This is a genomic window from Arthrobacter sp. DualSoilB13 (assembly GCF_055389195.1).
In genome coordinates, this window is sequence record NZ_AP035865.1 from 823,245 (window position 1) to 849,006 (window position 25,762).

The following is a 25,762-nucleotide window of genomic DNA, read 5'->3' on the forward strand; positions in this document are numbered from 1 at the left end:
CATTGAGTGGTTTCCTCTGCGCGCTGCCGATGAAGACAGCATATGGCGGGGCAAGGCACGGTTGACTAACAACGGCATTGCTCCCAGAACTTACGCAGTCCGCTTTTCCATCCAACGCGGTCCCAGCGGAGACCTCCCCCCTGCCCAGCTGGAACACACCGAGGCGCTAATTGGTGATTGACCTAGGCTCATTGATCTACTCGTTGACACGGACCAGCCGAGAAGCGTTAGTCGTAATGGTTCGGTCCCGATAAACACTGCGTTGTATCGCAGGATGGAGTTGAGGACGGCGAAATACTAGGTTGGGTAACCGGCGGCTACTTGTCGGGATTAGGACACCCGTGGTGGTCTGACGAGGTGCCCGCCGCTTGGCCAGATCCAGCAAATGTCAGAGTAAAGGGGCCGAGCGCCCTTGCCTGAACCCTTACTCACCGAAGGGCTGGTTCGAAGGACGTTCTTTGGAGGGTGTCGAACTGAGTCGTGAAGCCAGAGGCAACTACACACACCACGGCCGCCACCATCTTAGGGGACGCAATTGACCTTGAAGATTTCAGCCCGCCGGATCGAAAAGTACGATTTCAACCAGATCAGGTTTGTTTTGGCAGTCGCGAATAAATGATTTGGTGGCATCGTATAGGTAAGAAATTGAACTTCCGCGTGCCACTGCCGACGAGAAATCGACGATGTAGTCCATCATCGGTACAAGGGATTTTCCTGCCACCTTGAAACCGTCCAGCCCCAACAATCCGAAGCCCTGGCTTTGTGCTTTCTGAAGCACTTCGTCGAGAATGGAAAAGTCAATTAGCAGCGTCCGGCCAGAACGGACGGCGGTTGATGGAAATTCCGCCGCAATTCTCTCCTCAAATTGCTCTATTTTTCCCAAGGCGCCTTCCAGGTGGGCTTGAATTTGTCACTTACTTGGACAACTGTACCGTTGACGTCGTTCCTAACAACATAACTGCCGTCAGTGGCGTAATAGGCAGTTGCGGGATCGTCCCTCCTTGCATTGATTGCGGGATCCCACCGCGTGTCACGTGTAATGACCGTGCGTGTGGGCTGATTAATGGCGTTGGAAATTAAATCATTTGACCAACCTCGTCCAGACATCTGGCCCGCAGCTTTAGTTTCCAAAGTATAAGTCAACTCCGCTTTGGTGGCTGTCCCGCCTAGTCCGGCAAAGCCCAGCATAATGAGTGGCCTAGCCTTCTCCGCGAATGCCTGGTTGGCATGGTTAAGGTCCTGCACCCATTGGGGTTTGGTTTGGAGGTTGGCCTCGGCAAGTGCTTTGCCGCGGGCTTCGTTGATCGCGAGCTGCCGGGGGCTCGTCCCGACTTTCATGTCGCCGACACAGTCGAGGGCAGTGTGTCTTGCGCTGATCTGTGGGGCGCTGACGCGGGCAGGTGTAGAGAAGCTGACCTGTTGAATGAAGCGATTGAAGTAGGAGTTAGTGGTTGGTGGTGTGTAGGCGGGTCTGTGGATGGAGTAAGGGGGGAGGGGCGGAGCGGGGAAGAATGCCGGTGTGGTGGCTGGGATAGGCTCCCAGCTTTGCGACGCGGGCAGGTAATCGTAGGAGGTGCCCCCGATGACTCTCACGGGGTCGTAGCCGAGGTTGTCGATGAGGGTTGCGGGGTTGTTGGTGACGTAGGTGTACCTGTTGAGGGTTTGGGGTGCGCTGAGTAGGCCGCGCCATTTGTCTAGCCCCGCCCAGGTCCCGGTGGTGGGGTCGAGGGTGCGGGAGTGGAACTCGTGGGTTCCAAATGTGGGGTTGGTGGGTTGGCCGGTGTAGTTGAGGTCTGAGTCCCGGTGGATGGACACGGCGCTCCACGAATCGAGAGCGCAGTTCCACCTATTGAGAGCCGCATAAGGACGTATCGTGACGCCATAAGTCCAAGGAACCGATTGACCGTCGATTCAAAGGACAGCAATTGGGGGCCTGCCGGTCAACCCGCGGCAAGAACGGGAATGATGGGAACCCCACTACCGGGCGGTGAGGTGGCCCACGGCGCAGCAGGGCCCAGCGATGGGGCAACGAGGCCGACGAAGGGCCCAAAAAAGTAGGACCCCCGGCAGCTTTCGCTAACCGGGGGTCCCGCCTTTGCGGAAGGTAAGGGATTTGAACCCTTGGTACGGGGTTACCGCACACTGGTTTTCAAGACCAGCTCCTTAGGCCGCTCGGACAACCTTCCTCGCCTAGTAGTGTTTCATAGGGAGTTGGCTGTTCCAAAACATCACGTATTCCAGCCCCTGCCCCGGGGTCTGGAGGACAAGCAAGAAACCGGGAGTTCGTCATGAAAGCCGTCTACATCTCAGAGCCGGGCGGGCCCGAAGTCCTCGAAATCCGCGAGGTCCCTTCTCCGGTGCCCGGCGAGGGCGAGGTCCTGATCGACGTCGTGGCTGCGGGACTGAACCGCGCCGATGTCCAGCAGCGCAGAGGGTTCTACCCGCCGCCCCCGGGGGCATCGGAAGTTCCGGGCCTGGAAGTTTCCGGTCGCATAGCCGCCTTCGGCCCCGGCGTCACTAAAGCGTTCTCCGTGGGAGACAAAGTGGTGGCACTGTTGTCTGGTGGCGGCTACGCCCAGCAAGTGGCAGTTCCGGCCGAGCAAGTCCTGCGGGTGCCCGAAGGCGTGGACCTGATAACTGCGGCTTCCCTGCCTGAAGTTGCAGCCACTGTGTATTCGAACCTGATCATGACCGCACAATTGCAACCCGGCGAGACTGTACTCATCCACGGTGCAACGGGCGGCATCGGCACCATGGCCATCCAACTGGCCAAGGCCTATGGCGCGCACGTGGCAACCACGGCCGGCACGGATGAGAAAGTCGGTACAGCCAAGGCTTTCCTCGGCGCCGATATCGCCATCAATTATGCCGAAGAGGACTTCGCTGAAAGTCTCAAGGCACGCAACGGAGGCAAAGGCGCGGACGTTATCCTCGACGTCGTGGGTGCCAAATATCTGCAACAGAACATTGATGCTCTCGCAGACTATGGCCGACTGATCGTCATCGGCCTGCAAGGTGGCGCAAAAGCCGAGATCAACCTCGGGCAACTCCTTAGCAAGAGGGCTGCTGTCATTGGCACAGCGCTGAGGCCGCGACCGGTGGCTGAAAAGGGAATCATCATCTCTGGCGTCCGCGAGTTCGTCTGGCCCATGCTGACCGATGGCAGGATCAGGCCCCTGGTGGCCAAGTCCTTCCCCCTTGAGCAAGTTCAGGAAGCACACCAGTACTTCGACTCCGGCGAGCACGTGGGCAAAGTCCTCCTGCTCCTCTAGAAAGCCCGTTCGCCCGCCGTCCATTCGACCCACTGCAGCGAGGAGCCACATGTCCATCCGGCACAGCCTGCTGGCCCTGCTCCAGGATCAGCCGCGGTACGGTTACGAGCTGCGAGTCGAATTCGAAGACCGCACGGGCGCCGCGTGGCCGTTGAACATCGGCCAGGTCTACACCACCTTGGATAGGCTTGAGCGCGACGGCTTGGTGAGTAAAGACGGCGACGACGGCGGCGGGCACGTCATCTACAGCATCACTGACGCCGGGGCTGGGGAAGTCGAAGCGTGGTTCGCCGGTGCAGTGGACCGGGGCAATCCTCCTCGGAATGAGATTGCCATCAAGTTGGCGCTCGCAGTGACCCTTCCGGGCGTGGACACTTCTGCGGTGATTCAGTCCCAACGAGAAGTATCTGTCAAGGCCCTGCAAGAGCACACGCAGGCCAGAAAAGCCGTCTCGGCCAATCAGCGGTCCTCGGATACCGCGTGGCTGCTGGTGCTCGATTCCTTGATTTTCCAGGCCGAAGCGGAAGTCCGGTGGTTGGATCTTTGCGAGGCCCGCATGGTGCAAGGCCAGGCAAACGGGGGATCGAGCCAAGCTGCTCCCAAACGGTTGAGCTGACGTCCGGCGCAGGGTAGTGACCGTTCACCGCGTACCTGCAGACGTTTGCCGTGTACGGCCCTATCCTGTCCGTGTCGGTTGTTAAGGTGAGGAGAAGTACCCGACGCAGCGGCCCCCACCGCACCATCCGTCACCGCAGCAGTTCTCAAGGAGGAGATATGGGCAAGATTTCTGACCAATCCAAGCTTGCGGAAGGATTGGATCCCACGCTGCCTCCTCCGGCTGTGGAGGACTCCGTGCGTGAAGCGGAGGAACGTAAGTGGACCCCGGTCAAGATTGGTCTCTGGATTGCCATCTCGCTGCTGGGAGCGGTGGCGTGGTTCATGCTCGCACTGGTGCGCGGCGAAACCGTCAATGCCATCTGGTTCGTTTTCGCGGCCGTTTGCACCTACTTGATCGGCTACCGCTTCTACTCCAAGGTCATTGAGCGCTACTTGCTCAAGCCGGATGACCGCCGCGCTACTCCTGCTGAGTACAAGGCTGATGGCAAGGACTACGTCCGCACTGACAGGAACGTGTTGTTCGGGCACCACTTCGCCGCCATTGCCGGTGCCGGACCGCTGGTTGGACCTGTCATTGCGGCTCAGATGGGCTACCTTCCCGGCACTATCTGGATCATCATCGGCGTCGTTCTCGCCGGCGCCGTGCAGGACTACCTGGTCATGTTCTTCTCTATGCGCCGTGGTGGCCGTTCACTTGGCCAGATGGCGCGGGAGGAACTCGGCGTCATCGGCGGTACGGCAGCCCTAGTGGCCACGCTGCTGATCATGATCATCATTGTGGCCATCCTTGCTTTGGTAGTGGTCAATGCCCTGGGTGAAAGTCCTTGGGGCGTGTTCTCTGTGGGCATGACCATCCCCATCGCGCTTTTCATGGGCGTCTATCTTCGGTTCATCCGGCCGGGGAAGGTGATGGAGGTATCCATCATCGGCTTCGTGCTCCTGATGGCAGCCATCATCGGAGGCGGCGCTGTTGCCGGTACCGAGTGGGGTGCAGCCTTCTTCCACTTGGACAAGGTCACCATTGCCTGGGGCATCATCGTTTACGGTTTCATCGCCGCAATCCTGCCCGTCTGGCTGCTCCTGGCTCCGCGCGACTATCTCTCCACCTTCATGAAGATCGGCGTGATCGTGATGCTCGCGCTCGCCATCATTGTGGTGCGGCCGGAGATCACAGTCCCGGCGTTCAGCGAGTTCGCCAGCCGGGAAAACGGCCCGGTCTTCTCCGGGGCGTTGTTCCCCTTCCTGTTCGTCACCATCGCCTGTGGCGCCCTGTCCGGCTTTCACGCCCTGATCTCCTCGGGGACCACCCCCAAGCTGATCGAGAAGGAACGGCAGACCCGCTTTATCGGCTACGGCGGCATGCTGATGGAATCCTTCGTGGCCATTATGGCTTTGGTAGCCGCGATCTCGATCGACCGTGGCATCTACTTCGCCATGAACGCACCCCTGGCACTCACCGGCGGCACCGTGGAATCTGCGGCGCAATGGGTCAACAGCCTTGGCTTGGCCAACGTCAACATCACCCCGGACGTGCTGGCCCAGACTGCCAAGGACGTGGGCGAGGAGAGCATCATTTCCCGTTCGGGCGGCGCTCCCACCTTGGCTGTCGGTTTGGCCCACATCATGCAGCAGTTCATCGGCGGACCCGGAATGATGGCTTTCTGGTACCACTTCGCCATCATGTTCGAAGCACTGTTCATCCTCACCGCCGTGGACGCAGGAACCCGTGTGGCCCGATTCATGCTTCAGGATTCCATCGGCAACTTCATTCCCAAGTTCAAGGAAGCCTCATGGCGTCCTGGTGCCTGGCTGTGCACTGCCATCATGGTGGGCGCGTGGGGTGCCGTGCTCCTGATGGGCGTCACTGATCCGCTGGGTGGCATCAACACGCTGTTCCCGCTCTTCGGCATCGCCAACCAGTTGCTGGCAGCCATTGCACTGGCTGTGTGCCTTGCCATCACTGCAAAGCGTGGAGTGTTCAAATGGCTGTGGATCGTAGCTGTTCCGCTGACTTTTGCAGCTGTTGTGACCATCACCGCCAGCTTCCACAAGATTTTCTCGCCGGTCCCGGCCGTGGGTTACTTCGCCAACAACCAGGCGTTCTCCAAGGCATTGGCTGATGGAAAGACGGAGTTCGGCACTGCCAAGACCGTCGCCGCGATGGAAGCCGTGGTCCGCAACACCATGATCCAAGGCGTACTTTCGGTCATCTTCGTGACGTTGAGCATCATCGTGATCGTCGCCGCCCTCCTGGCAACCGTCAAGGCAATCCGCGCGGGTGGCGGCCAGGATCATGAAGACCCGGCGGTGCCGTCCAAGGTGTACGCACCGGCGGGGTTGTTCCCCACTCCTGCCGAGAAAAAGTTGCTCGCAGAGTGGAACGCCCTGCCTGCGGAGAAACGGACGCAGAAGGCCGGCCACCACTGATGAACAACACAACTGCTGAAGAACGCCGCTGATGAACACCGTAGTGAAGGGTCTCCGCGGCTTGGCCACCTATATGGGCTCGCTCATGGGTGCTGACGCGTACCGGAAGTACCTTGAGCATTTCGAAGCAAGCGGCCATTCCGGGCCCGCCATGACTGAACGCGAGTTCTGGCGGGACCGGATGGACCGGCAGGACAGCAACCCGCAGGGCAGGTGCTGCTGACGCGGCGGCCTGAACGAGGTTTCGCTACGAACGAAGTCCAAAATCGGGGCTGGGACAGAAGTTCGCGTGAAGCGCGTGAGAGTATGAACGGATGAGCGATCTGAACAACATTCAGCCCACGGATGAGGCTTCGGACGACACCCCTGTGGAGGGAACCACGCTGGACGAGGGCCTTGAGAAGCCCGCCGGACAGGAGCCTTTTGCGGAAGAGGTGGCCAAGGATGCCAAACCCAAGGGAGGTAGCCTTCACGATCTTGTGGACGAGCCCGCCAAGGTGATGCGGATCGGCACTATGGTCCGCCAGCTCCTGGAGGAAGTGAAAGCCGCGCCATTGGACGACGCTGCCCGCAATCGCCTTGCCGAGATTCACGAGCGGTCCATCAAGGAACTTGAGGATGGGCTGGCTCCGGAACTCATTGAGGAACTGGAGCGAATCAGCTTGCCTTTCCCTGACGATAAAGCGCCCTCCGATGCGGAGCTTCGCATCGCGCAGGCACAACTCGTTGGTTGGCTGGAGGGCTTGTTCCATGGCATTCAGGCGGCAATTGCGGCGCAGCAAGCGGCCAAGGAACACGCTGCAGCGCAGATGCAGCTCCGTCAACTCCCGCCGGGAACTGTCATCGCACCGGGCATTGTGATCGGCGAAAACGGCCAACCGCAGCGGGCTGCCGCACAGGGTGCTGGCGGCGCTGCTCCGCAAGGCCGACCGGAAGACCCCGACCACGGTCCGGGTCAGTACCTCTGAGTTCGCACGTGGGTTTCTTTGGGGCCGTCCGTCAAGGACGGAAAGACGATGTGGAGCTTGGCAAGGGCTTGTGGCGCCGCGCCCATGACCGTTTCCATCGGGGACTGGACCGGTACCACCAGGTCCTTGAGGGTGTTGATGATGAGCAGCTCTATAACGAGCTGGTGGAGATAGCCAACGAGCTTGCCGAATTGTCGGTACGGGTGAGGACTATCTGTGTCGAGGCCCAGAGGCGGTCCCCGAGTGATGGTCTGGATGTCCCGGGAGCACTAGCGGGAGTCCACCGCGCCCTGTCCAAGGCAGGGAATTCGTTGGCCACTACGGCTGAGGCTGCGGCCATGTTGAGGTTGGCCGTGGGGCCCGTCCCTGTTGGCGCGTTGTCGGTTCGGCGCCGGGCGGAGTCGGTATTCGAGCAGGTAGCCGACGCTGAGCGCCAACTCGGAGATTGACCCTCACATCCCAATGGGGCGCGTGCGCAACTACCGGCGTGCGCTTCTATTCCCTGCACGCAAGAAGTTAAGCGCATAGCTTATCTGCGTAATATTCGGCGCTTTTGATAGCCGCGGGCTGGCAGGATGGCAGACATGACTTCGTCACCAACACTTACTTTCAACGACGGCAACACCATCCCCCAGCTCGGCTACGGGGTGTGGCAAGTTGAAGACGATGTAGCCGAAAAGGTGGTGCGCCAGGCTTTTGAAGCCGGGTTCCGCCACATCGATACCGCCAAGATCTACGGCAACGAGGCAGGCGTCGGCCGCGCCATTGCATCCTCCGGTCTTTCTGCCGAGGAAATCTTCATCACCACCAAGTTGTGGAACGCGGACCAGGGCTACGAATCCACTCTCGCTGCCTTTGAGGAGTCCATGGACCGCCTCGGCCTGGAGACCCTGGACCTGTACCTGATCCACTGGCAGCAGCCCAAGCAGGAAAAGTACGTTGACACCTGGAAGGCCCTCATCGAGCTGAAAAAGCGCGGGCGGGTCAAGTCCATCGGTGTTTCCAACTTCACCAAGGAAGGCCTGCAGCACATCATCGATGAGACCGGTGTTGTTCCGGCCATCAACCAGGTGGAGCTCCACCCGTTCTTCAACCAGGCTGATCTTCGCGAATTCAACGCGTCCAAGGGAATTCTGACTCAGGCCTGGTCGCCGCTGGGCCAAGGTGGCGAGCTGCTTGAAAGCGCTACCGTGGCTGAGATCGCCGCCAAGCATGACGCCACACCGGCTCAGATCGTCATCGCCTGGCACTTGGCCATCGGCAACGTGGTGATCCCCAAGTCCGTCACGGAGTCCCGCATCCAGGAGAACTTCGCGGCCCTCAACGTCACGCTGGACGCTACCGATGTGGAGGCCATCAACGGCCTGGACCGTGGTGCTGAAGGCCGCATCGGCCCGGACCCGGCGGTTTCCGACTTCGCCTAAACGCGAAGTCTCACTTTGGTGCCCCGTACCCTTCATGGGTGCGGGGCACCTGCCTTTAACGCTCGACGACGCCACTCGCGTCCGCGACGCGTCGCCGCCGGTGTCCGTGATGAAATTGAGCGACGCAGACGGACGGAGTTGGCATGGTGGTGTTTGACGCATTGGAGCGGCAGATTGTGGCTGCCCTGCAACTGGATCCGCGCTGCCCGTGGCGGAAGATTGCCGCCGTCCTGGGAGAAGCCGAACGAACTGTTGCCCGACGGGGATCGCAGTTGCTGGAATCCGGTGCGGTGGCTGTGGTGGGCATCCGGCCCAAGCCGTCGGTAGTGCTGGTGGAAATGCGGTGCATGCCCGGGACGGTACGTGCCGCAGTTCACGCACTCTCGCAACGCTCCGACACCACTTTCGTTTACACCACCACCGGCACCGGTGACTGTGTAGCTGAGGTACTCACTGAACCCTCTCGCATGGCGGAGGTCCTCTCTGACGAGCTGCCGGCCACGCTTGGCTTGCGCGATTCCACCAGCTACCCCGTGCTTCGGTATTTCCGGACCATCCGCGGTTGGCGGCCGGAGATTCTCACCGCCGACAAAGCGGAGGCACTCCGCTCCACCTTCACCCAGGATTCGGGTGCCTTGGTGCCGCGGCAGGATTTGAGTCGCCAGGACAACGAACTCGTGGACGCGCTGTGTGCCGATGGCCGGATGAGTTTTGAGGCTTTAGGCCGCCGGGTGGGCGTTTCAGAGGCAACTGCCCGCCGCCGCAGCGAATGGTTGCTTGCCAACAACCAGGTCCACTTGCGGGCCATCGTAGAGCCCGCTTCCTTTGGCCTTGGCGTTGAAGCGCTGCTGTGGATCCGTGCCTCGCCGCAACATGTTGAACACGTGGGGAAGAGCTTGGCTGAGCTTCCCACGGTTCGCTATGCCGCTGCGATCGCAGGCAATTACCAGATCATGGCGGACGTGACCGTGGAGGACATGGCTGCGCTCTACCGCTTCATCACCACCTCGGAGTGGGCACAAAACGCCGCTGGCGTGGATGTTTCGATCCTCCTTGATGCGAGGAAGCGCGGTGGCAGGGTCATGCGCTCACAGTCGTGAGCGGCTTGTGGCCTGCCGAGACAACAGGGGCGACGGCGGCGTACCCCGTCTGCTGCTCGAACGCGCGGCCATAGCGAAGCAACTGCATGTCCGTGAAATGGTTGCTGGCGAGCTGCAGGCCGATAGGTAGTCCGGCGGAGCTGAATCCCGCGGGAACACTGAGCACAGGCAGGCCGGTTGCGGACAGGAGGCAGGCTGATCGCATCCAATCCAAGTACGTCTCCGAGGCCGTCCCGGCAATGTCCGCGGGGTACCGGAGCGTGGCATCAAAGGGGAGAACCTGGGCGCAGGGGCTGGCGAAAAGATCGTACCGTCCAAAGAAGTCCTGAACACTCAATTCCAGCCGGGTCCTGGCGGCCGCGGTGTCAATGGCATCCCGAGCCGTCAGGGCGAAGCCCTTCTCCACATTCCAGTGGACTTCGGGCTTGATAACGTCCCCGGCCCGCTCCAGGATCGGCCCGAGCCCTGCTGCGAAGTCCAGGGCTCGGGTATTGCCGAACACCAGGTCCGCTTCTCTGAAATCCGGGGTGGCTTCCTCCACAATCGCTCCGAGATCTTCGAAGATGGCCAGTTGCCGCTCAAGATGATCCACGATCTCCGGGTCCACCGGGACCCCGATCCCGAAGTCGCGGGACCACCCGATTCGCACACCGCGCAGGTCCGTCTCCAGGGTGGATCGGAATACCTCCGGGTCCAGGCCGGCCGGATGCGGAACACGGGGATCCTTTCCCGCCGTGACGGACATGAACAGGGCAATGTCCTCCACAGTCCGGGCCATGGGCCCTGTCCTCCCCAGCCACGCGTAGGCGTTGACGTCGGACGGCATGGGGATGACCGCCGTCGACGGCCTGAAACCCACCACGTTGCAGAAGGAGGCCGGAATGCGGAGTGATCCGCCCATGTCGCTGCCGTCGCCGATGCTCTGGACGCGGGATGCGACGACGGCGGCCACTCCGCCGCTGCTGCCGCCGGCGCTCAATGTTGGCGCGTAGGGGTTGGTGGTGGTTCCGAAGAGCTCGTTGAACGTGTGGGAGCCGGCGCCGAACTCGGGGACGTTCGACTTTCCGGTGCTGACCACGCCGGCTGCCTTCAGGCGCGCAATGATGAGGTCATCGGCGTCGGGGATGAAGTCACGCAAGGCCAGTGAGCCCTGGGTGGTGCGCATCCCGGCTGTGTTGTTGGTGTCCTTGTGGGTCATGGGAATCCCATGAAGGGGTGGCAGTTCCGCTCCGGATGCTGTGAGCTGGTCTGCCCGGTGTGCCAGGGCATGTGCACCTTCAGCGTCGAGGGTGACCACTGCGTTGACTACGGGATTAATCTCGGCAATGCGCTCCAGGTGTTCGGTCAACGCTTCGCGCGCCGAGACTTCCTTCCGGCGAATGGCTGCGGAAAGTTCGACGGCGGACAGCTCGCCAAGGGTGTCAGACATGGTGCTCCTTTGCTGGATTGCTACTGCCTGAAAGTGTGCCGGGTCACTTTGACGGGGGAAAGTCCTGAGTCAACCAATGGCAAGCTTTGAACAATTCGGCCACTTCTGAGGCTGATTCCGTCAGCTATTGTGTGTGATCCGACTCATAGCAGAGGGTGTTGGTAACCCACTGGCCGATCTGGTCGATGGGTAAGGATTTGCCCCACGGCACCACATACCGCACAGCGTCGTCCGGATGTTGGCTTGCCGGGGGCCAACACCTGGGAGGTTCCCATGCACCAACCCCTGGCTCTTCAACCGCTAGCACCCACCGACTCCACCGACATCATGGCAATTGCCAACAATCCCGTCCTCTGGATCTGCGTGGCCGGCGTCTTTGGCGTCATCATCATCCAATCCGTCATCTTCATGAAGGCAGCCCGACGCGCTGCTCCCTCAGTGGACATGAGTGTGCAAGACATCAGGACCTCGTTCCGCTCAGGCGCTGTCTCGGCCATCGGTCCCTCCCTGGCGGTATCGCTGGTGGCCATTGCTTTGCTGGGTCTCTTCGGGGCACCGGCTGTGTTGTCCCGGATCGGCCTGATCGGCTCGGCTGCCTACGATGTTTCGGCCGCGGGCATCGCAGCAGGTTCCATGGGAGCCAAGCTCGGCGATGCCAGCTACACGCAAAGTGTCTTCGCGGTGGCGTTCTTTGCCATGAGCATCGGCGGGGCGATGTGGATGCTCGCTACCTTGATCCTGACGCCTCTGCTGCGCAAGGGTGACGCCAAGATCCGCTCGGTGAATCCAGCAGCCATGGCGATCGTCCCTGCGGCGGCCTTAATCGGTGCCTTCTCCTGCCTGGGTCTCACAGAGCTGCCCAAATCTGGAATCCATGTGCTGTCCTTCGCAGTCTCCGCAGCGGTCATGGGCACGTGCCTGTTGCTGGCCAAGAAACTCGGCAAGAGCTGGTTGCGGGAATGGGGGCTCGGAATCTCGATCGTCATTGGCCTCAGTGCCGCCTACCTGGCCGTCAGCGCCTAAGCCGCCTGCCGACGTCGTCATTCTTTAGGTCCGAAAGGAACACCCCATGTCTTCCATCACTTCTGCTCCAACCGCCAACAACACCGCCATGGCGGACTTCAGCCGCACCACGTCCCGCTGGGGCCAGATCACCATGATCGCAGGCCTCCTGGTTTCCGTGGCGGGTCCGCTGTACCTGGTTTTCGCTACCGGGCTGGATATTGCACCCGCCCAGCTGTGGATCGCCTTCGCGGCAGTAGCCGCAACATTCGGCATCATCTGGATCGTCGAGCCGCTCACGTACTACCCGATCCTAGGCCCGGCAGCGATGTACCAGGCGTTCATGATCGGCAACATCTCCAACAAGCTCCTGCCAGCGGCACTGATCGCCCAAACCAACATCGGCGCAAAGCCGGGCAGCAAGCGGGCGGAACTTGCCGCCGTCGTTGCTATCTGCGGCGCAGCGGTAGTCCACCTGGTCTCCTTGGCGATCTTCGTCGGTCTCCTGGGCAGCTGGCTCATCAGCGTCATCCCGCCGTCGGTGCTGCTCGTCACCCGGCTTTATGTGCTGCCCACCGTCCTGGGAGCCGTACTGGTGCAGGCCATCGTTTCCATGAAGCAGCCCCGCACTACTGTGTTCGCCTTGTTGATCTCGGCCGTGGTCGTGTTCGTCGTGCTTCCGCTGGTGCCTTCGCTCGCCATGGTGTCCACCGCCATCGCTGTGCTGGGCACCATCCTGCTGGCATGGTTCTTCCGCGGTAAGTCCACCATTGCCGAGGCGAAGCCTATCCACATCGAGTAGCAACGCCCGGAACAAGCCCGCATCCACCAGGAAGACAGGACCCATGACGTCAACAGCTACCGCCCTCCAGCTCGATACCAGCCAGACCGCCAAACTACATGCCTTGTACCGGCACCTTCACGCACATCCGGAACTCTCCATGCAGGAGTTCGCCACAGCTACCCTGATCGAGGAGCAACTGGACGGCCTGGGCATTGAGCATTTCCGCTGCGGCGGCACCGGGGTGGTGGGAATCCTGCGAAACGGCGACGGACCCGTGGTGGCCTTCCGCGCCGATTCCGATGGCTTGCCCATCGAGGAAGCTACCGGCTTGGACTACGCCAGCAGGGATACAGGCACACTGCCGGACGGCACGGTAGTCCCGGTCATGCACGGCTGTGGCCATGACACCCACGTGGCCAGCCTGCTGGGCGCCGCCGAACTGCTTGCGGGCAACCGGGATGCCTGGTCAGGAACGCTGGTGTTGATCTTCCAACCCGGCGAGGAGACTGCCGCCGGTGCCTTGGCAATGCTCGACGACGGACTGTGGGACAAAGCACCGCGGCCGGAAGTGATCTTCGGGCAGCATGTCATGCCCCGCCCGGTAGGTACGGTTGCGATTTCCAGTGGGCCGGTAGCCGCCATGGCGGATTCGCTCAGGGTCACGGTTCACGGCCAGCAGTCCCATGGCTCCCAGCCACAGGATTCCATCGACCCCATCGTGATGGCCGCCCACATGGTCACGCGGTTGCAGGGGATTGTGTCCCGCGAGTTGGACCCGCGGAAGTCCGCCGTCGTGACGGTGGGGACATTCCATGCCGGCCTCAAGGAAAACATCATCCCGGCCTCTGCCGAGTTCACCCTCAACATCCGAACTTTCGACGACGACGTCCGCGGCCAGGTTCTGGCCGCCATCCGCCGCATCATCGAGGCCGAAGCTGCCGCATCCGGGGCACCACAGCCGGACATCGAGGAGATGTACCGCTTCCCGCAATGTTTCAACGATCCCGACGCCGTTCCGTCCGTTGTTGAGGCCATGCGGCTTGCGTTGGGGGATGAGGCCGTCGAAATCACCCCACCGATGATGGGCAGCGAGGACTTTGGGCACCTGGGCACCGCCATCGGAGTGCCGTCCGTGTTCTGGATGTTCGGTGGCACACCGCTGGACGGACATGAAGGGCCTGGTCCCATCCCCGTCAACCATTCGCCGTTCTTCGCTCCCGAGCTGGAAGGTTCGCTGGCCGGGGGAGTCTCCGCCGCCGTCGCCGTGTTGATGTCCCGGCTGGGCCACTAACATCCGGGTCCGCCCTAGGATGTTGCCCATGGGGGAAATTGAAGATCTTTTTGGTGGGCCTGCATCTGGATTGTCAGCACCGCTTTCCAACAAAGCTGTACTGAGTCGGCGGACGGCCCAATCCGGGCCAGCGGCGGAGGACGCAGCCCCGGTCAAGCACCTTGCCGGGTACGCGCCCTTCGTGGCGTTCTGCGCAAGCAGAGGAGTTCCCGCAGGGCAGCTTGCCTCCGACGTGAGCGCGTTGCTGGCATTCCTGCGCACCAACATAGACGGCATCCCGGGCGACCCTGGCCTCAATGAAGCCGCCACCATCTTCGTTGGAAACGTCATTGCGGCCATGCGGCCGGAAGCGCACTGGACAGTGATGGCGGACGGATCCCGCGAAGTAGGCGACCGCGACATGATGATCACGGTGGACCGCTTGATGGACGGTCTGGGGGAGGCCGACGACGGGATGGTGGCCGGCCTCCTCACGCACCTTACGGAGTGGGCGGCCGACGAGCCGGACGGTCCCGAGCTCCCCGCGTTGCGGCCGGTCCCCAGTGGGCAATTCCGTGAACCGTTTGTACGGCCTGAACTGTCATCACGTGAGTATCGCAACGCTGACGGCACAACGATCGAGTACGGGAACAGATGGGGCGCAGATAGCCCACCCGAGGACTCCTACAGCGTGGAAACCCACATTGAACGGTTCGAAGGGCTCCACAAGGTGGCCCGGGCATTGGTCGAGTACCTGGAGAGCGCGTACGACGTTGATGTCAGCTGGGATGCAGCCCATGCCACGGACGTGTCCATGAACACTGACGAGGTGATCGGTGCCGCGCGTCTGACACCGCGGGACCCACTCGCCGCCCCGCTGACGTTTGTGTTGACCGATTCCCCGGGGGTGGTGCTCCACGCCGGCGTGTTACACCACTTCCGGTTCCCCATCTGCGGTTGCGATGCTTGTGACGAGACTGCTGATAGCGAAGGATCCCGCATGGAGGAGCTGGTCCTTGGCGTTGCAGCAGGCGGCTACGGCGAACGCTACCCCGTGGGCCGGAAACGGTGGGCGGAGTATGCGCTCTTCGCTGCTGATGGATCCGGCAACCGTAGCGGGCGTGGCCCCGTGGGAGCCACGCCCGCTCAACTAGCCGCCGCTGAGGATCGACTCCAAGCTGTCCCGGATGGGTGGAGGCCATGGCCACTTAGGGGGAGCGGGACGTCTACTCGTGTTTCGGCCCCAGGGCCCGCCTAGCTGTGCCGCCGTTCAGTAGGTCCTGGGCGCGGACCGCGATGAGCTCGGACAGGAAGCCGAGGGACTCAGGTGGCGCTGTTTCCGCCGCCGCTGCCGCCACCCTCTCCAGTGTTGAAGCCACTGTCTGACGGGCATCGTCGTCGTCCATGCCCCAGGCTGCCCCTTCGGCGACCAGATGTTCCAAGGTGATGTAGCCCAGCCGGATCTGGCCGCTGACGGCGTGCCCGGCAAGGCCGCTCGGCTGGTACAGCAGCAGGGTGGGCGCAACGTCATAGAGCGGAGCCAGCAGCACTTCTCCACCGTCGCGCAGCATGAGGGAGTAATTTTTGGAGTGTGCATCGCCGTTGCCGATCAGCAGGTTGAACGTCACGGCGCGCAACAGGTCACGGCGAAACGCGGCCTCGTCGCGGGTGTGCGGCGCCGCGGCGTTGACCAGCCGGGTCAGGCGCGAGGGCGGTGCGGTGGTGCCTTCGTACTTCGCTTCACTGGCCAGGGCCAAGGCTTGGGTGAAGTCTTCCTGGTGCAGCCGGCTGCCCTCGCCTGTGCGGTCGAAGCGCTCCACGATGATGGCCCGACGGGATCCGAAGCTTTCCAGATGGGCTTTGGCCGCGGGAAGCCCTGTCGCGGCTGCTGTCCGCAAAGCCCAGTCCTCGGCGGGGAGCAGCTCCGGGATCGTGGACCCAAGCGGTTCGGGCTTGATGATGTGGGTCGACACCGCACCACGGCCGGGCCAGGCCCAGCCGTCGCCATGTTGGGACAGCAGCACCTTGGATTGGACACCGCCCAAGGACGCAGTGACCATGAAATTCTCCGGCAGGTCCCACGTAGGCAGGGATTCGACCACGTTGATGACCTCTTCTGCGGTCATGGGCGCTGCAGCGTCCTCCCGGGCGGGGGGTTCCCCTGGCGGCAGGACTTGGACGGCCCCGGCGCAGTCGGCGCCCAGGACGCGGAGCAGCCCAAAAGCGTCCGGGACGGTGACACCGTGTTCTTTGGCCAGGTTGGAACGGACCTGGCCTTCGGGCAGGAGACCGTCAAAGAAGTTGTAGACTTCCACCCCGTCCAAGCGCTTTCTGGTCAGCGGCAGGGACAGTGATAGCAGGATGGACCCGGCACCGTAGGCGGCCAGCACCTGCGGGGCGTACTGGAAGGACAGCTTGAGGCCGTTGCCGCGCAGCTCACCGATTCGGTCCCCGCGCAGGTACACATCAAGGGTCTTGCGGGGGCTCATGGCCGAACCTGCAGCTTCGAAAAGCGCGGCACCAGGGCCACGTCGCGGCCCACGGCCCTGATGGCTTGCATAGCCACGACCATGGAGACTGCTTCGCCGGCTTCAAGGCGCACGATGGTGCCGCGGGTGACGCCCAGTCTCACGGCAAGCTCGTGCTGGGTGAGTGCGGCCTCTTTGCGTGCCTCAGCGATGGATCGCCCTAGGGAGGCGGCGTCGACGGCCCGGTAAAACGGTGTCAACTCATCGGAATGTTCCATATAACGATCATACGGCTCAACACTCCAAATGTCCTATATTTTGAACAATTCAATGACTTGGGCGAATGTTCGATATTTCCATCACAAGTATGCGTGGACGGCTCTGTCCTAGGCCTCGGAAACGAAAAGCCCCGCCGGTTCAACGAGCCGGCGGGGCTTTTTTTCTCTGAGCTTCCTATCAGAATCGAACTGATGACCTTTTCATTACGAGTGAAACGCTCTACCGACTGAGCTAAGGAAGCACCGCGTTCATCACCGGTTTCCCGGGCGATCACGCAAGACATAACTGTAATAGAGGCACCGCACCCGGGTCAAAACGAGGGCGACGGCGGCCGTTGCGGGGATGTTCACCCACGCGTCGGGCCGGGTTCAGGCGGAGGTTTCCCGGTGGCCGGAAGCTGGGGAATCAACTGTGGCGGTGACATGAAGCCACCCATATGAGCTTAAGGAGCCGCTCCATGACGAGGGATGCATTGCCCAAGGACGCCAGCCAAGCACCCAACCGGCTGAGACTGGCTGTGGTGGACATGGTAGGCACCACCATTACGGACGACGGCCGAACAGAGCGTGCCATGTCCCGGGCGCTGGTTGACCACGGAATTGAACCCGGAACCACCAGGTTCGAGAGCATGCTCGGCTACGCCAGGGACACCATGGGCCTCTCGAAAATGACTGTCTTCAGCCACCTCTTTGAGGATCCTGCCGTGGCCGAGAGCGCCAACAGAGTTTTCGAGAACAGCTATGACGAGTTCATTGAAGACGGTGGTGTCCGGGCCATTGCCGGAGCGGAGGAAGCCATCCTGTGGATGCGTGAGACCGGTATGCGGGTTTGCCTGGCCACGGGATTCGGCCGCCACACCCAGAACATGGTGCTGGAATCGCTCGGGTGGATGGGGCTGGCGGACCTCAGCCTGTGCCCGTCCGACGCTGGACGTGGACGGCCTTACCCGGACATGATCCTGACGGCGGTGCTCGCCCTTGACCTCGACGACGTAAGGGAGGTGGCTGTGGTGGGTGACACCAGCTCGGACATGCTCTCGGGTGTTCGTTCCGGAGCATCCCTCGTGGCAGGTGTCCTCACCGGCTCCCATTCAGAGGCGACACTACGCGCGGCCGGAGCCACCGTCGTGGTGGATTCCATCAAGCAGCTCCCGCTCCTGGTGGAGAAGCGCGAAGCCAGCCACCTCTAGCACTTGAGGCCGTCCTGCGGCAGTTTGCCGTCAACAAAGTAGTCGTCGACGGCGGTGCTGACGCAGGAGTTCGCACGGCCGTACGCTGTGTGCCCCTCACCTTCCCACGTAACCAGGGAGGCATTCTCCAACTGCTTGCGCAGCGACTGGGACCATTGCAATGGAGTTGCGGGGTCGCCGGTGGTGCCGACCACCACGATGGGTGCGGAGCCGTTGTATTCCACGGGTGCCGGGGTGCGCGTGCTGGCGTAGGGCCAGTCCTTGCAGCTGACGCCTCCGTAGGCAAAGAACGCCCCGAATGTGGGGGAGTCCTGCATGAGGCGGACTTCCTCGGCTCGCATGGCGGCGGTGTCGGTCACCATCGGGTAGTCCAGGCAGTTGATGGCCTGGAATGCGAAGGCGGAGTTGGAGCTGTACGTGCCGTTGGGTTCGCGGTCGGCGCCAAGATCTGCCAACCGCATCATCTGGGACACGTCACCGGAGAAGGCGCTTTCCAGCGCTTGGGTCAGGGCCGGCCAGCTTTGGTCGTTGTAGAGGGGGAGGATGAGACCGTTGACGAAGTCGTTGGAGGTCACCAACCGTCCGTCTTTGGCGGTCTGGGGGTTCTGGTCCACAGCCGTGATGAGTTCCCGGATTTCCTGGACACCGTTATCCACTGAGCCGCTCAGGGGGCACTGTTGCTGCCGTTGGCAGCTGCCCACGTAGGTGCGCAGGGCTTTTTCGAAAGCGACTGCTTGGCCCGCTGTCAGTTCTTCGTTGCTGATGGAAGGATCCACGGCGCCATCGAGGACCAGCCGGCCCACGTTGTCCGGAAAAAGTGATGCGTAGGTGGAGCCCAGGAAGGTGCCGTAGGAGAAGCCCAGGTAGTTGAGCTTGGCATCGTTTGACACCGCGCGCAGGACATCCAGGTCCTTAGCCGCACTCACGGTATCTATGTGCCCCATGACATCGCCGGTCTGCTGGGCGCACTGCTCAGCGAAGGACTTGTTGAAGGCAAGCGCGGCAGCCAGCCCTTCGTCAGTGTTCTTGCGGAACACTTTTTCGCGGGCGGCGTCACGTTCGGCGTCGGTCATACAGGTCACCGGAGCGGAACGGCCCACACCCCTGGGATCAAAACCGACAACATCATAATTGGCGCGCAACTTCTCGGTGAAGTGGGTGTTGCCGGCGTCCTTAACGAAGTCCACGCCCGAACCACCTGGGCCGCCGGGGTTGACCAGAATGGACCCTTGCTTGTTGCCGGTGCTGGGCAACTTGATGACAGAAAGCGTGATGTCCCCGGATGAAGGATTGCCGTAGTCCTTGGGCACCTGCACTTTGCCGCAGTGGAAGCCGTCCTCGCATGAGCTCCACTCCACCGACTGCGAGTAGTACTTCTCCAGGCCATCAGGAGCTGAGGCGGCGATGGACGGATCCACAGTGCTGGTGGACGGCTGTGCCGTTGGAGGCGGCAGGAACGGGACAGTGCACGCGCTGAGTACCAGCATGGACGCCAGGGCAACGCAGACCGCCGCAAACCCGCGGCGGGACCCCCGTGCAGCACCCCGGATCGCCGAACCACCACCGGCTTCAAGCTGGGCAGACCGGTCCCTTGAAGGGGTACCGGCGGACCGGCGGGGTGCGGACTTCATGCATTCTCCTATTGCTGGATGAGGCTCGTGGCCATGGACTCAACCGCCAACAGCGGCGCCACGTTGGTGGTGGTGATTCGGACACGGGCTTTGTTGATGGCGTCCATTCGGGCCAGGGTGGTTTCCGGTGTTGATTGTCCCGCGTAGTCTTCCAGTTCGCTCTTGAGTTCAACGTTGACCAGTTCCACGGCGTTCCCCAGCTGGATGATCAGGACGTCCCGGTAGAAGGACAGCAGATCTGTGAGCGTGCGGTCCAACGAGTCGGTGATGGAGCGCTTGGCACGCCGTTTCTGATCGTCCTCAAGCTGCTTGACCTGGCTGCGCATGGAGGGTGGGAGTGTCCCGGATTCAGGAGCGCCCAGGCTCGCCAGCAGTGCGATCTTTTCCGCGGCGTCGCGTTCGTCGTTGGAGCTATTGGCTTCCTCGGTGGCTATTTTGACCAACTTTTCAGCCATCATCACCGCAGCGGTGACGCCGCGAAGACCAAGAGGTATACGCACGGTATCCAGGCGCCGCTGCCGTGCATCGGCATCGCGGGCCAGCCGGCGTGCAATCCCTATATGGCTTTGGGCCGCACGCGCCGCACGGTCGGCGAGGCCGCGTTCGACGCCGTCGCGCCTCACCAGAAGGTCAGCGACGTCGGAGGCTGGCGGCAGCCGCAGGCTCACCGGGCGGCATCGGGAACGGATGGTGACCAAAACGTCGGCAGGGGAGGGGGCACACAGCATCCAGATGGTCCGGGGTGTCGGTTCCTCGATGGCCTTCAGCAGCACGTTGGTGGTCCGCTCTGCCATACGGTCCGCGTCTTCCACCACAATGATCCGCCACCGCCCAGTGGCGGGCCGGTCGCCTGCCTTGGAGACGAGTTCGCGGGCCTCATCAATGGTGATGGTGACTTTCTCGGTCCGCACGAACGTCACATCTGAGTGGGTCTCACCCAGGATCGTGTGGCATGCCGCGCACTGGCCACAGCCGCGCAGGGTGACGTCGTCCTGCTCGCAGTTCAAGGCTGCCGCGAAAGCCTTGGCTGCGTTGGAACGGCCCGATCCCGGCGGACCGGTGAAGAGCCACGCATGGGTCAGGCCGGTGTCGCCCTGTGCCGCTTGCTTTAGCTGGGCAACCACAGGTGCCTGCCCTTGGAGGTCGTCCCAAACGCTCACGGTCGGTCGCCCAAAACAGTTTCGTCCTTCAAAGAGGCCGGCACGCCATTGGCAACCAGCAACGCCTCCACTCTCTCCAGGATCCGGGCGGCCAGGGTTTCAATGTCGGCATTGGCGGGCAGCACCAGATAGCTGGCGGGTGCAGCCGCTGCGAGGTCCAAGAACGCGTGCCGGATCGCGGAATGGAAATCGTCCGGTTCTGACTCCAACCTGTCCTCGGTGGCGTCCCCGGCGGTCCGGCGCCGGCGGCCATCGGAGGGGTCGACGTCCAGCAGTACCGTCAGGTCCGGGTGGAGGCCTTCAGTGGCCCACTCGTTGAGCGACAAAACACCCTCGGCGCCGAGTCCGCGCCCGGCACCTTGATAAGCGACGGAGGAATCAATGTAGCGGTCCGTGATGACGACTGTTCCCTCAACAAGTGCGGGCCGGATCACCTGGCTGGCATGGGCTGCGCGGGCGGCAGCGAACATGAGGGCTTCCGTGCGGGGGTCGATGGTGCCGTGTCCGTGGTCCAGGACCAAGGAGCGCAATTTCTCGCCGATGGGAGTTCCGCCTGGCTCACGGGTGCGCAGAACGGACAGACCCCGCGACTCAAGGGCGTCAGAGAGCCGGGCGGCCTGGGTGGACTTGCCCGCTCCGTCCCCGCCTTCGAAGGCGATGAAAAGGCCTGGGCTCTTAATACTCACTGGACTAGCCTACCGATCACCGGCATGCGAGACGGCTTTTATCCACAGCATTGCCCGCGGCTACGCTGAAACCATGAGCCTTTCCGATCAACGTGCTGCCGATTTGTCTCCGGAAACCGTTGTAGTTGCGGCCGGTCGCCCCGACCGCGCCCACGACGAGCCCGTCAACCCGCCTATTGTCCTGTCCTCCACATACTTCGGAACAGGTTCATTAGGCGACGGAGATCGCGGTTACGGGCGCTACGCCAACCCCACCTGGGATCCCTTCGAGGACGCGCTGGCCAAACTGGAAGGCGCCACCCTGCCAGGCCTGCTCTACGCCTCCGGCCTGGCGGCCGTCAGCTCAGCGTTGTCCCTTGTGCCCGCCGGCGGTGTGGTGGTGATGCCCTCACACAGTTACGCAGGTTCCCTGGTCATGGCCACTGAACTTGCTGAGAAGGGATTCCTCGAACTTCGCACGGTGGACATCACGGACACGGACGCCGTGAAGGCGCTCATCAGTCCCCAGACGGGCAAGAAGGCAGATCTGCTCTGGCTGGAAAGCCCCACCAACCCCATGCTCGGCATCGCCGACATCCGCTCACTGACGGACGCTGCCCACGCGGTCGGCGCAATTGTGGTCACGGACAATACTTTCTCCACGCCTCTGGTGCAGCAGCCCCTCAAACTCGGATCCGACGTCGTACTTCACTCGGTGACCAAATACCTGGCGGGACATTCGGACGTCGTCCTCGGCGCCCTGGTCACCTCCAACCCGGAACTTCGCGCCACGCTCCTGCATCACCGCATCATCCACGGTGGCATCGCCGGGCCGTTCGAAGCCTGGCTGGCCCTGCGTGGTCTCCGCACCTTGGCGCTGCGGATTGAACGCTCGCAGGCCTCAGCGGCAACCCTTGCCGAACGCCTCAGCAGCCACCCCCGCGTCGAGGCCATCCGCTATCCGGGCCTCGCCACGGATCCGGGCCATGAGCGCGCCAAGGTACAGATGAAGGGCTTCGGGTCCATCCTCTGCATCCAGATCGCTGGAGACGAACAGCGCAGTGGTGCCGACGCCGCCGACGAATTGGTCCGCGCGCTGCAGCTTTGGCTGCCTGCAACTTCCCTCGGCGGAGTCGAGTCTCTGATTGAACGCCGACGCCGGCACACGGCTGAGCCGCTCAGCGTTCCGGAGAACCTGGTCCGGTTGAGTGTGGGGATCGAGAACGTGGAAGACCTCTGGTCCGACCTCGAGCAAGCGCTGAAGTCGTTGGACGGCTAGGCTAAAGGACGTGGACGGAAAAATTTTGATCGCGGTTGTCACCAGCGGGGTTTACTGGATTCTTGGCTTGGTGGCACTTGCCCTGGAACTGTGGGCGTTCGCGGACTGCCTGCGCCATAAGCCGACGCTCTTCGTGGCGGCTTCAAAGCGCACCAAGATGTTCTGGTTGGCGCTCACAGGCGTTGCGCTTGCGATCGGCGCCCTGACCGTATTGACGGGCGGCAGCAGCCTTGGACTGTTCGGCATCGCCGCCGTCACCGCAGCGTGCGTGTACCTTGCCGATGTCCGTCCCGCCCTGCGCGAGGCCGGCAGCGGCGGCAACCGGAACGTCGGCCCGTACGGTCCCTGGTAAACAGCCTTACTGAGGCGCCACCGCGTCCCACGCCACCGTCACTTCACCCAACCGCCACCTCGCCGGACCATCCTGAAGCGGCCACCCGGCGTCGCGCAGTGAACTACACATGCCCGTCCAGCGTTGCCGGTTCCCGAACGATGCCAACGGCGCAGCTTCCAACCAGGCTTTGTCCATGGCCTGCAGGAAGGCATGAATCGGCTCGCCCGGGATGTTCCGGTGAATCAGGGCCTTGGGTAGCCGCTCGGCCACCTCGGACGGCAACTCGAAACTGCCGAACCGCACCGAGAAACTCAAACTCAACGGGCGCTCCTGGTCCAGTGCCACCCAGGTGACACGGCGGCCGATTTCGTCGCACGTGCCATCGATGAAGAGTCCGCCCGGGGCGAGACGCGACTGCACCAGCCGCCAGATCCCCGCGACGTCCGCTTCCTCGTACTGCCGTAGCACGTTGAAGGCCCGGACCAGTACGGGGTTACCTGGCACAGGAACTTCGAACCCGCCCACGTGGAAGCTGAGGCCCGGCCGCTCCAACGCCTTGGCGGTCCGCACCCGCTCCGGCTCGATTTCGATTCCACAGACCCGCACGTCAGGCCGTACGGCCTGCAGCCGCTCGAAAAGTTCGACGGCGGTGGTCGGCGAGGCGCCATAGCCCAGGTCCACCACAAGGGGGTCGACGGCGGCGCGCAGCCGCCACGCCTGCGGTCCGGCCAGCCACCGGTCCAGGCGTCGCATGCGGTTGGGGTTGGTGGTGCCGCGGGTGATATTGCCAACCGGCTTCCCGCCCCGACTGCGGGGAGAGCCCACCCGTTCCGCTTTTTGCACCACGGCCCCCACTTTATCGCTGCGCGCATCAGACCGGGAGTCCGTTGCCGGACGTAACGCCGGGCAGGGCACGGAGCTGCTCGGCTAGGATGAAAACCATGACTTACAAGCTGATTCTGCTGCGCCATGGCCACAGCGAATGGAACGCCAAGAACCTGTTCACCGGTTGGGTGGACGTTGACCTGAACGATCAAGGCCGCCAAGAAGCAGTGCGCGGTGGAGAGCTCCTGGTTGAGAATGACATCCTTCCGGACGTCCTCTACACCTCGCTCCTGAAGCGTGCCATCAACACCGCCAACATGGCCCTGGACAAGGCCGACCGCGGCTGGATTCCGGTCAAGCGCGACTGGTGCCTCAACGAACGCCACTACGGCGCGTTGCAGGGCAAGGACAAGGCCCAGACCCTGGCCGAGTTCGGCGAAGAGCAGTTCATGGAATGGCGCCGCAGCTACGACACCCCGCCGCCGCCCCTGTCTGACGACAGCGAATTCTCCCAAGCCCACGACGTCCGCTACAAGGACCTCGGTGACGCCCTCCCGCGCACCGAGTGCCTCAAGGACGTCCTTGTGCGCCTGCTCCCTTACTGGGAATCGGACATCAAGGAAGACCTCAAGGCCGGCAAGACCGTCCTGGTCACAGCCCACGGCAACTCCCTGCGCGCCCTCGTGAAGCACCTGGACGGCATCAGCGACGACGCCATTGCCGGCCTCAACATCCCCACGGGTATCCCGCTGGTGTACGAACTGGATGAGGACTTCCAGCCCATCAACCCGGGCGGAACCTACCTGGATCCCGACGCAGCAGCCCAGGCCATCCTCGCGGTGGCCAACCAGGGCAAAAAATGACGTTGTAGCTAACGACGACGACGGCCGGTCACCTGAGGTGACCGGCCGCTGTCGTTAATGCTGTTGTGGCTAGAAGCCTTCAGGCTGCCATTCACCGGTCACCAAGTAGGTGACCTTGCGAGCGACCGAAACGCCGTGATCGGCGAAGCGCTCGAAGTAGCGGCTCGCCAGGGCGACGTCCACGGTGGTAGACGGGCTCTCGGTCCACTCGGGGGAAGCAATCGCCTTGAAGACGCTGAGGTGGAGGTCGTCCACGGCGATGTTGATCTTGAGGATGTCGCGGGCAACCTCAAGGTCGCGCGTTTCCAGCAGTTTAATGACCTTGGCGGTGATCTCGATGTCGTGCTGGGCCATGGCCTTGAAGGTCTGGGTCAGCGAAGCGGGGATCACGGTAGCCGGGTAGCGGAGGCGTGCCAGCTGGGCCACGTGGCGGGCCAGGTCACCCATGCGTTCCAGCGACGCGCTCATGCGCAGCGAACCTACGATCATGCGGAGGTCGCTGGCCACCGGGCCCTGCAAGGCAAGGATGTCGATGGCACGCTCGTCGAGGCTGTTCTGCAGGAAGTCGATTCGCGCATCTGCCGCGATGACGTCCTGGGCAAGATCCACGTCCGCGCCTTCGAAGGAGGTAGTCGCCTTCGTGATTGCTTCGTGAACCAGCTTGGAGATCTCGATGAGGTCGTCACCTACCTGGGTGAGCTCCTCCTGAAAAACCTTGCGCACTAAGGCGTCCTTTCCTTGGAAATCCGGCTCCCAGCGGGCGGGGCGGATCTCA

General features: G+C 62.5%; 26 protein-coding genes and 2 tRNA genes. 16 read left to right on the forward strand and 12 right to left on the reverse strand.

Annotated features, from left to right (window positions below):
- Positions 1-550: 550 nt before the first annotated feature.
- The 3 genes from ACZ5J0_RS03960 to ACZ5J0_RS03970 all read right to left on the reverse strand — a co-directional run bounded on the left by ACZ5J0_RS03960 (position 551) and on the right by ACZ5J0_RS03970 (position 2,186).
- Positions 551-883: a hypothetical protein gene (locus ACZ5J0_RS03960; protein ID WP_166842882.1), complete on the reverse strand. Its 333-nt coding sequence runs from the start codon at positions 881-883 to the stop codon at positions 551-553.
- On the reverse strand, positions 871-1,815 hold the full coding sequence (locus ACZ5J0_RS03965) for a colicin E5-related ribonuclease (RefSeq protein WP_166842881.1): 945 nt from the start codon (positions 1,813-1,815) through the stop codon (positions 871-873). The genes ACZ5J0_RS03960 and ACZ5J0_RS03965 overlap by 13 nt, the downstream gene beginning before the upstream one ends.
- A gap of 283 nt (positions 1,816-2,098) precedes the next feature.
- Positions 2,099-2,186, reverse strand: a tRNA-Ser gene (locus tag ACZ5J0_RS03970).
- Positions 2,187-2,288: 102 nt separating this feature from the next.
- On the opposite strand from ACZ5J0_RS03970, the gene ACZ5J0_RS03975 reads away from it, so the two are divergent.
- The 8 genes from ACZ5J0_RS03975 to ACZ5J0_RS04010 all read left to right on the forward strand — a co-directional run bounded on the left by ACZ5J0_RS03975 (position 2,289) and on the right by ACZ5J0_RS04010 (position 9,809).
- Complete coding sequence (locus ACZ5J0_RS03975) at positions 2,289-3,272, forward strand: NAD(P)H-quinone oxidoreductase (protein ID WP_142936589.1); 984 nt, start codon at positions 2,289-2,291, stop codon at positions 3,270-3,272.
- A 49-nt stretch (positions 3,273-3,321) separates the two neighbouring features.
- Entirely contained in the window at positions 3,322-3,888 is a 567-nt protein-coding gene (locus tag ACZ5J0_RS03980; RefSeq protein WP_166842880.1) for a PadR family transcriptional regulator, read from the forward strand.
- 158 nt (positions 3,889-4,046) lie between these two features.
- Positions 4,047-6,317, forward strand: a complete 2,271-nt coding sequence (locus ACZ5J0_RS03985; protein ID WP_464094228.1) for a carbon starvation CstA family protein — start codon at positions 4,047-4,049, stop codon at positions 6,315-6,317.
- Positions 6,318-6,348: 31 nt separating this feature from the next.
- Positions 6,349-6,540, forward strand: a complete 192-nt coding sequence (locus tag ACZ5J0_RS03990; protein ID WP_166842878.1) for a YbdD/YjiX family protein — start codon at positions 6,349-6,351, stop codon at positions 6,538-6,540.
- Positions 6,541-6,631: 91 nt separating this feature from the next.
- Entirely contained in the window at positions 6,632-7,285 is a 654-nt protein-coding gene (locus ACZ5J0_RS03995; protein WP_464094229.1) for a bacterial proteasome activator family protein, read from the forward strand.
- Between the two features lie 8 nt (positions 7,286-7,293).
- Positions 7,294-7,734, forward strand: coding sequence for a hypothetical protein (locus tag ACZ5J0_RS04000; RefSeq protein ID WP_464094230.1), 441 nt, complete (start codon positions 7,294-7,296; stop codon positions 7,732-7,734).
- A 135-nt stretch (positions 7,735-7,869) separates the two neighbouring features.
- Positions 7,870-8,709, forward strand: a complete 840-nt coding sequence (locus ACZ5J0_RS04005; protein WP_464094231.1) for an aldo/keto reductase — start codon at positions 7,870-7,872, stop codon at positions 8,707-8,709.
- 143 nt (positions 8,710-8,852) lie between these two features.
- Complete coding sequence (locus ACZ5J0_RS04010) at positions 8,853-9,809, forward strand: Lrp/AsnC family transcriptional regulator (protein WP_250819583.1); 957 nt, start codon at positions 8,853-8,855, stop codon at positions 9,807-9,809.
- On the opposite strand, the gene ACZ5J0_RS04015 is transcribed toward ACZ5J0_RS04010, so the two are convergent.
- Positions 9,790-11,238 (reverse strand): amidase family protein, encoded by a 1,449-nt coding sequence (locus ACZ5J0_RS04015; RefSeq protein WP_464094232.1) that lies wholly within the window; start codon positions 11,236-11,238, stop codon positions 9,790-9,792. The genes ACZ5J0_RS04010 and ACZ5J0_RS04015 overlap by 20 nt on opposite strands.
- 273 nt (positions 11,239-11,511) lie before the next feature.
- Here ACZ5J0_RS04015 and ACZ5J0_RS04020 point away from each other — a divergent pair, with 273 nt between their 5' ends.
- From ACZ5J0_RS04020 to ACZ5J0_RS04035, 4 genes are read left to right on the forward strand one after another with little or no spacing between them, the layout of a single operon-like run.
- Positions 11,512-12,261 carry a DUF5058 family protein gene (locus tag ACZ5J0_RS04020; protein WP_464094233.1) on the forward strand — a complete coding sequence of 250 codons (750 nt, stop codon included), beginning with the start codon at positions 11,512-11,514 and terminating at the stop codon, positions 12,259-12,261.
- A 46-nt stretch (positions 12,262-12,307) separates the two neighbouring features.
- Complete coding sequence (locus ACZ5J0_RS04025) at positions 12,308-13,042, forward strand: hypothetical protein (protein WP_142936581.1); 735 nt, start codon at positions 12,308-12,310, stop codon at positions 13,040-13,042.
- 43 nt (positions 13,043-13,085) lie between these two features.
- Entirely contained in the window at positions 13,086-14,315 is a 1,230-nt protein-coding gene (locus ACZ5J0_RS04030; RefSeq protein ID WP_464094234.1) for an amidohydrolase, read from the forward strand.
- A 28-nt stretch (positions 14,316-14,343) separates the two neighbouring features.
- Positions 14,344-15,552, forward strand: coding sequence for a DUF6226 family protein (locus tag ACZ5J0_RS04035; RefSeq protein ID WP_464094235.1), 1,209 nt, complete (start codon positions 14,344-14,346; stop codon positions 15,550-15,552).
- Here ACZ5J0_RS04035 and ACZ5J0_RS04040 read toward each other — a convergent pair.
- From ACZ5J0_RS04040 to ACZ5J0_RS04050, 3 genes are all read right to left on the reverse strand, one after another.
- Complete coding sequence (locus ACZ5J0_RS04040; RefSeq protein ID WP_464094236.1) at positions 15,521-16,783, reverse strand: type II toxin-antitoxin system HipA family toxin; 1,263 nt, start codon at positions 16,781-16,783, stop codon at positions 15,521-15,523. The genes ACZ5J0_RS04035 and ACZ5J0_RS04040 overlap by 32 nt on opposite strands.
- Positions 16,780-17,040: a helix-turn-helix transcriptional regulator gene (locus tag ACZ5J0_RS04045; protein ID WP_142936577.1), complete on the reverse strand. Its 261-nt coding sequence runs from the start codon at positions 17,038-17,040 to the stop codon at positions 16,780-16,782. The genes ACZ5J0_RS04040 and ACZ5J0_RS04045 overlap by 4 nt, the downstream gene beginning before the upstream one ends.
- A gap of 169 nt (positions 17,041-17,209) precedes the next feature.
- Positions 17,210-17,282: transfer RNA gene (locus ACZ5J0_RS04050), tRNA-Thr, on the reverse strand.
- Between the two features lie 216 nt (positions 17,283-17,498).
- Here ACZ5J0_RS04050 and ACZ5J0_RS04055 point away from each other — a divergent pair.
- Complete coding sequence (locus ACZ5J0_RS04055; RefSeq protein ID WP_142936576.1) at positions 17,499-18,230, forward strand: HAD family hydrolase; 732 nt, start codon at positions 17,499-17,501, stop codon at positions 18,228-18,230.
- Here the strand turns inward: ACZ5J0_RS04055 and ACZ5J0_RS04060 are convergent.
- The 3 genes from ACZ5J0_RS04060 to tmk are packed head-to-tail and all read right to left on the reverse strand — an operon-like array spanning position 18,227 to position 21,707.
- Complete coding sequence (locus ACZ5J0_RS04060; RefSeq protein WP_464094237.1) at positions 18,227-19,861, reverse strand: alpha/beta hydrolase; 1,635 nt, start codon at positions 19,859-19,861, stop codon at positions 18,227-18,229. The genes ACZ5J0_RS04055 and ACZ5J0_RS04060 overlap by 4 nt on opposite strands.
- Before the next feature lie 8 nt (positions 19,862-19,869).
- A complete protein-coding gene (locus ACZ5J0_RS04065; protein WP_142936574.1) occupies positions 19,870-21,021 on the reverse strand; it encodes a DNA polymerase III subunit delta' in 1,152 nt (383 codons plus the stop codon).
- Entirely contained in the window at positions 21,018-21,707 is a 690-nt protein-coding gene (tmk, locus tag ACZ5J0_RS04070; protein WP_464094238.1) for a dTMP kinase, read from the reverse strand. The genes ACZ5J0_RS04065 and tmk overlap by 4 nt, the downstream gene beginning before the upstream one ends.
- 73 nt (positions 21,708-21,780) lie before the next feature.
- Here tmk and ACZ5J0_RS04075 point away from each other — a divergent pair, with 73 nt between their 5' ends.
- Both ACZ5J0_RS04075 and ACZ5J0_RS04080 read left to right on the forward strand, forming a co-directional pair.
- Positions 21,781-22,965 (forward strand): trans-sulfuration enzyme family protein, encoded by a 1,185-nt coding sequence (locus ACZ5J0_RS04075; RefSeq protein WP_464094239.1) that lies wholly within the window; start codon positions 21,781-21,783, stop codon positions 22,963-22,965.
- A 10-nt stretch (positions 22,966-22,975) separates the two neighbouring features.
- Positions 22,976-23,317, forward strand: a complete 342-nt coding sequence (locus tag ACZ5J0_RS04080) for a DUF2516 family protein (protein ID WP_142936571.1) — start codon at positions 22,976-22,978, stop codon at positions 23,315-23,317.
- A 6-nt stretch (positions 23,318-23,323) separates the two neighbouring features.
- Here ACZ5J0_RS04080 and ACZ5J0_RS04085 read toward each other — a convergent pair whose 3' ends face one another.
- On the reverse strand, positions 23,324-24,145 hold the full coding sequence (locus ACZ5J0_RS04085) for a class I SAM-dependent methyltransferase (protein WP_187697049.1): 822 nt from the start codon (positions 24,143-24,145) through the stop codon (positions 23,324-23,326).
- Positions 24,146-24,240: 95 nt separating this feature from the next.
- Here ACZ5J0_RS04085 and ACZ5J0_RS04090 point away from each other — a divergent pair, with 95 nt between their 5' ends.
- Positions 24,241-24,987 carry a phosphoglyceromutase gene (locus tag ACZ5J0_RS04090; protein ID WP_464094240.1) on the forward strand — a complete coding sequence of 249 codons (747 nt, stop codon included), beginning with the start codon at positions 24,241-24,243 and terminating at the stop codon, positions 24,985-24,987.
- A gap of 69 nt (positions 24,988-25,056) precedes the next feature.
- Here the strand turns inward: ACZ5J0_RS04090 and phoU are convergent, their stop codons facing one another.
- Positions 25,057-25,710 carry a phosphate signaling complex protein PhoU gene (gene phoU, locus ACZ5J0_RS04095; protein ID WP_464094241.1) on the reverse strand — a complete coding sequence of 218 codons (654 nt, stop codon included), beginning with the start codon at positions 25,708-25,710 and terminating at the stop codon, positions 25,057-25,059.
- Positions 25,711-25,762 lie beyond the last annotated feature (52 nt).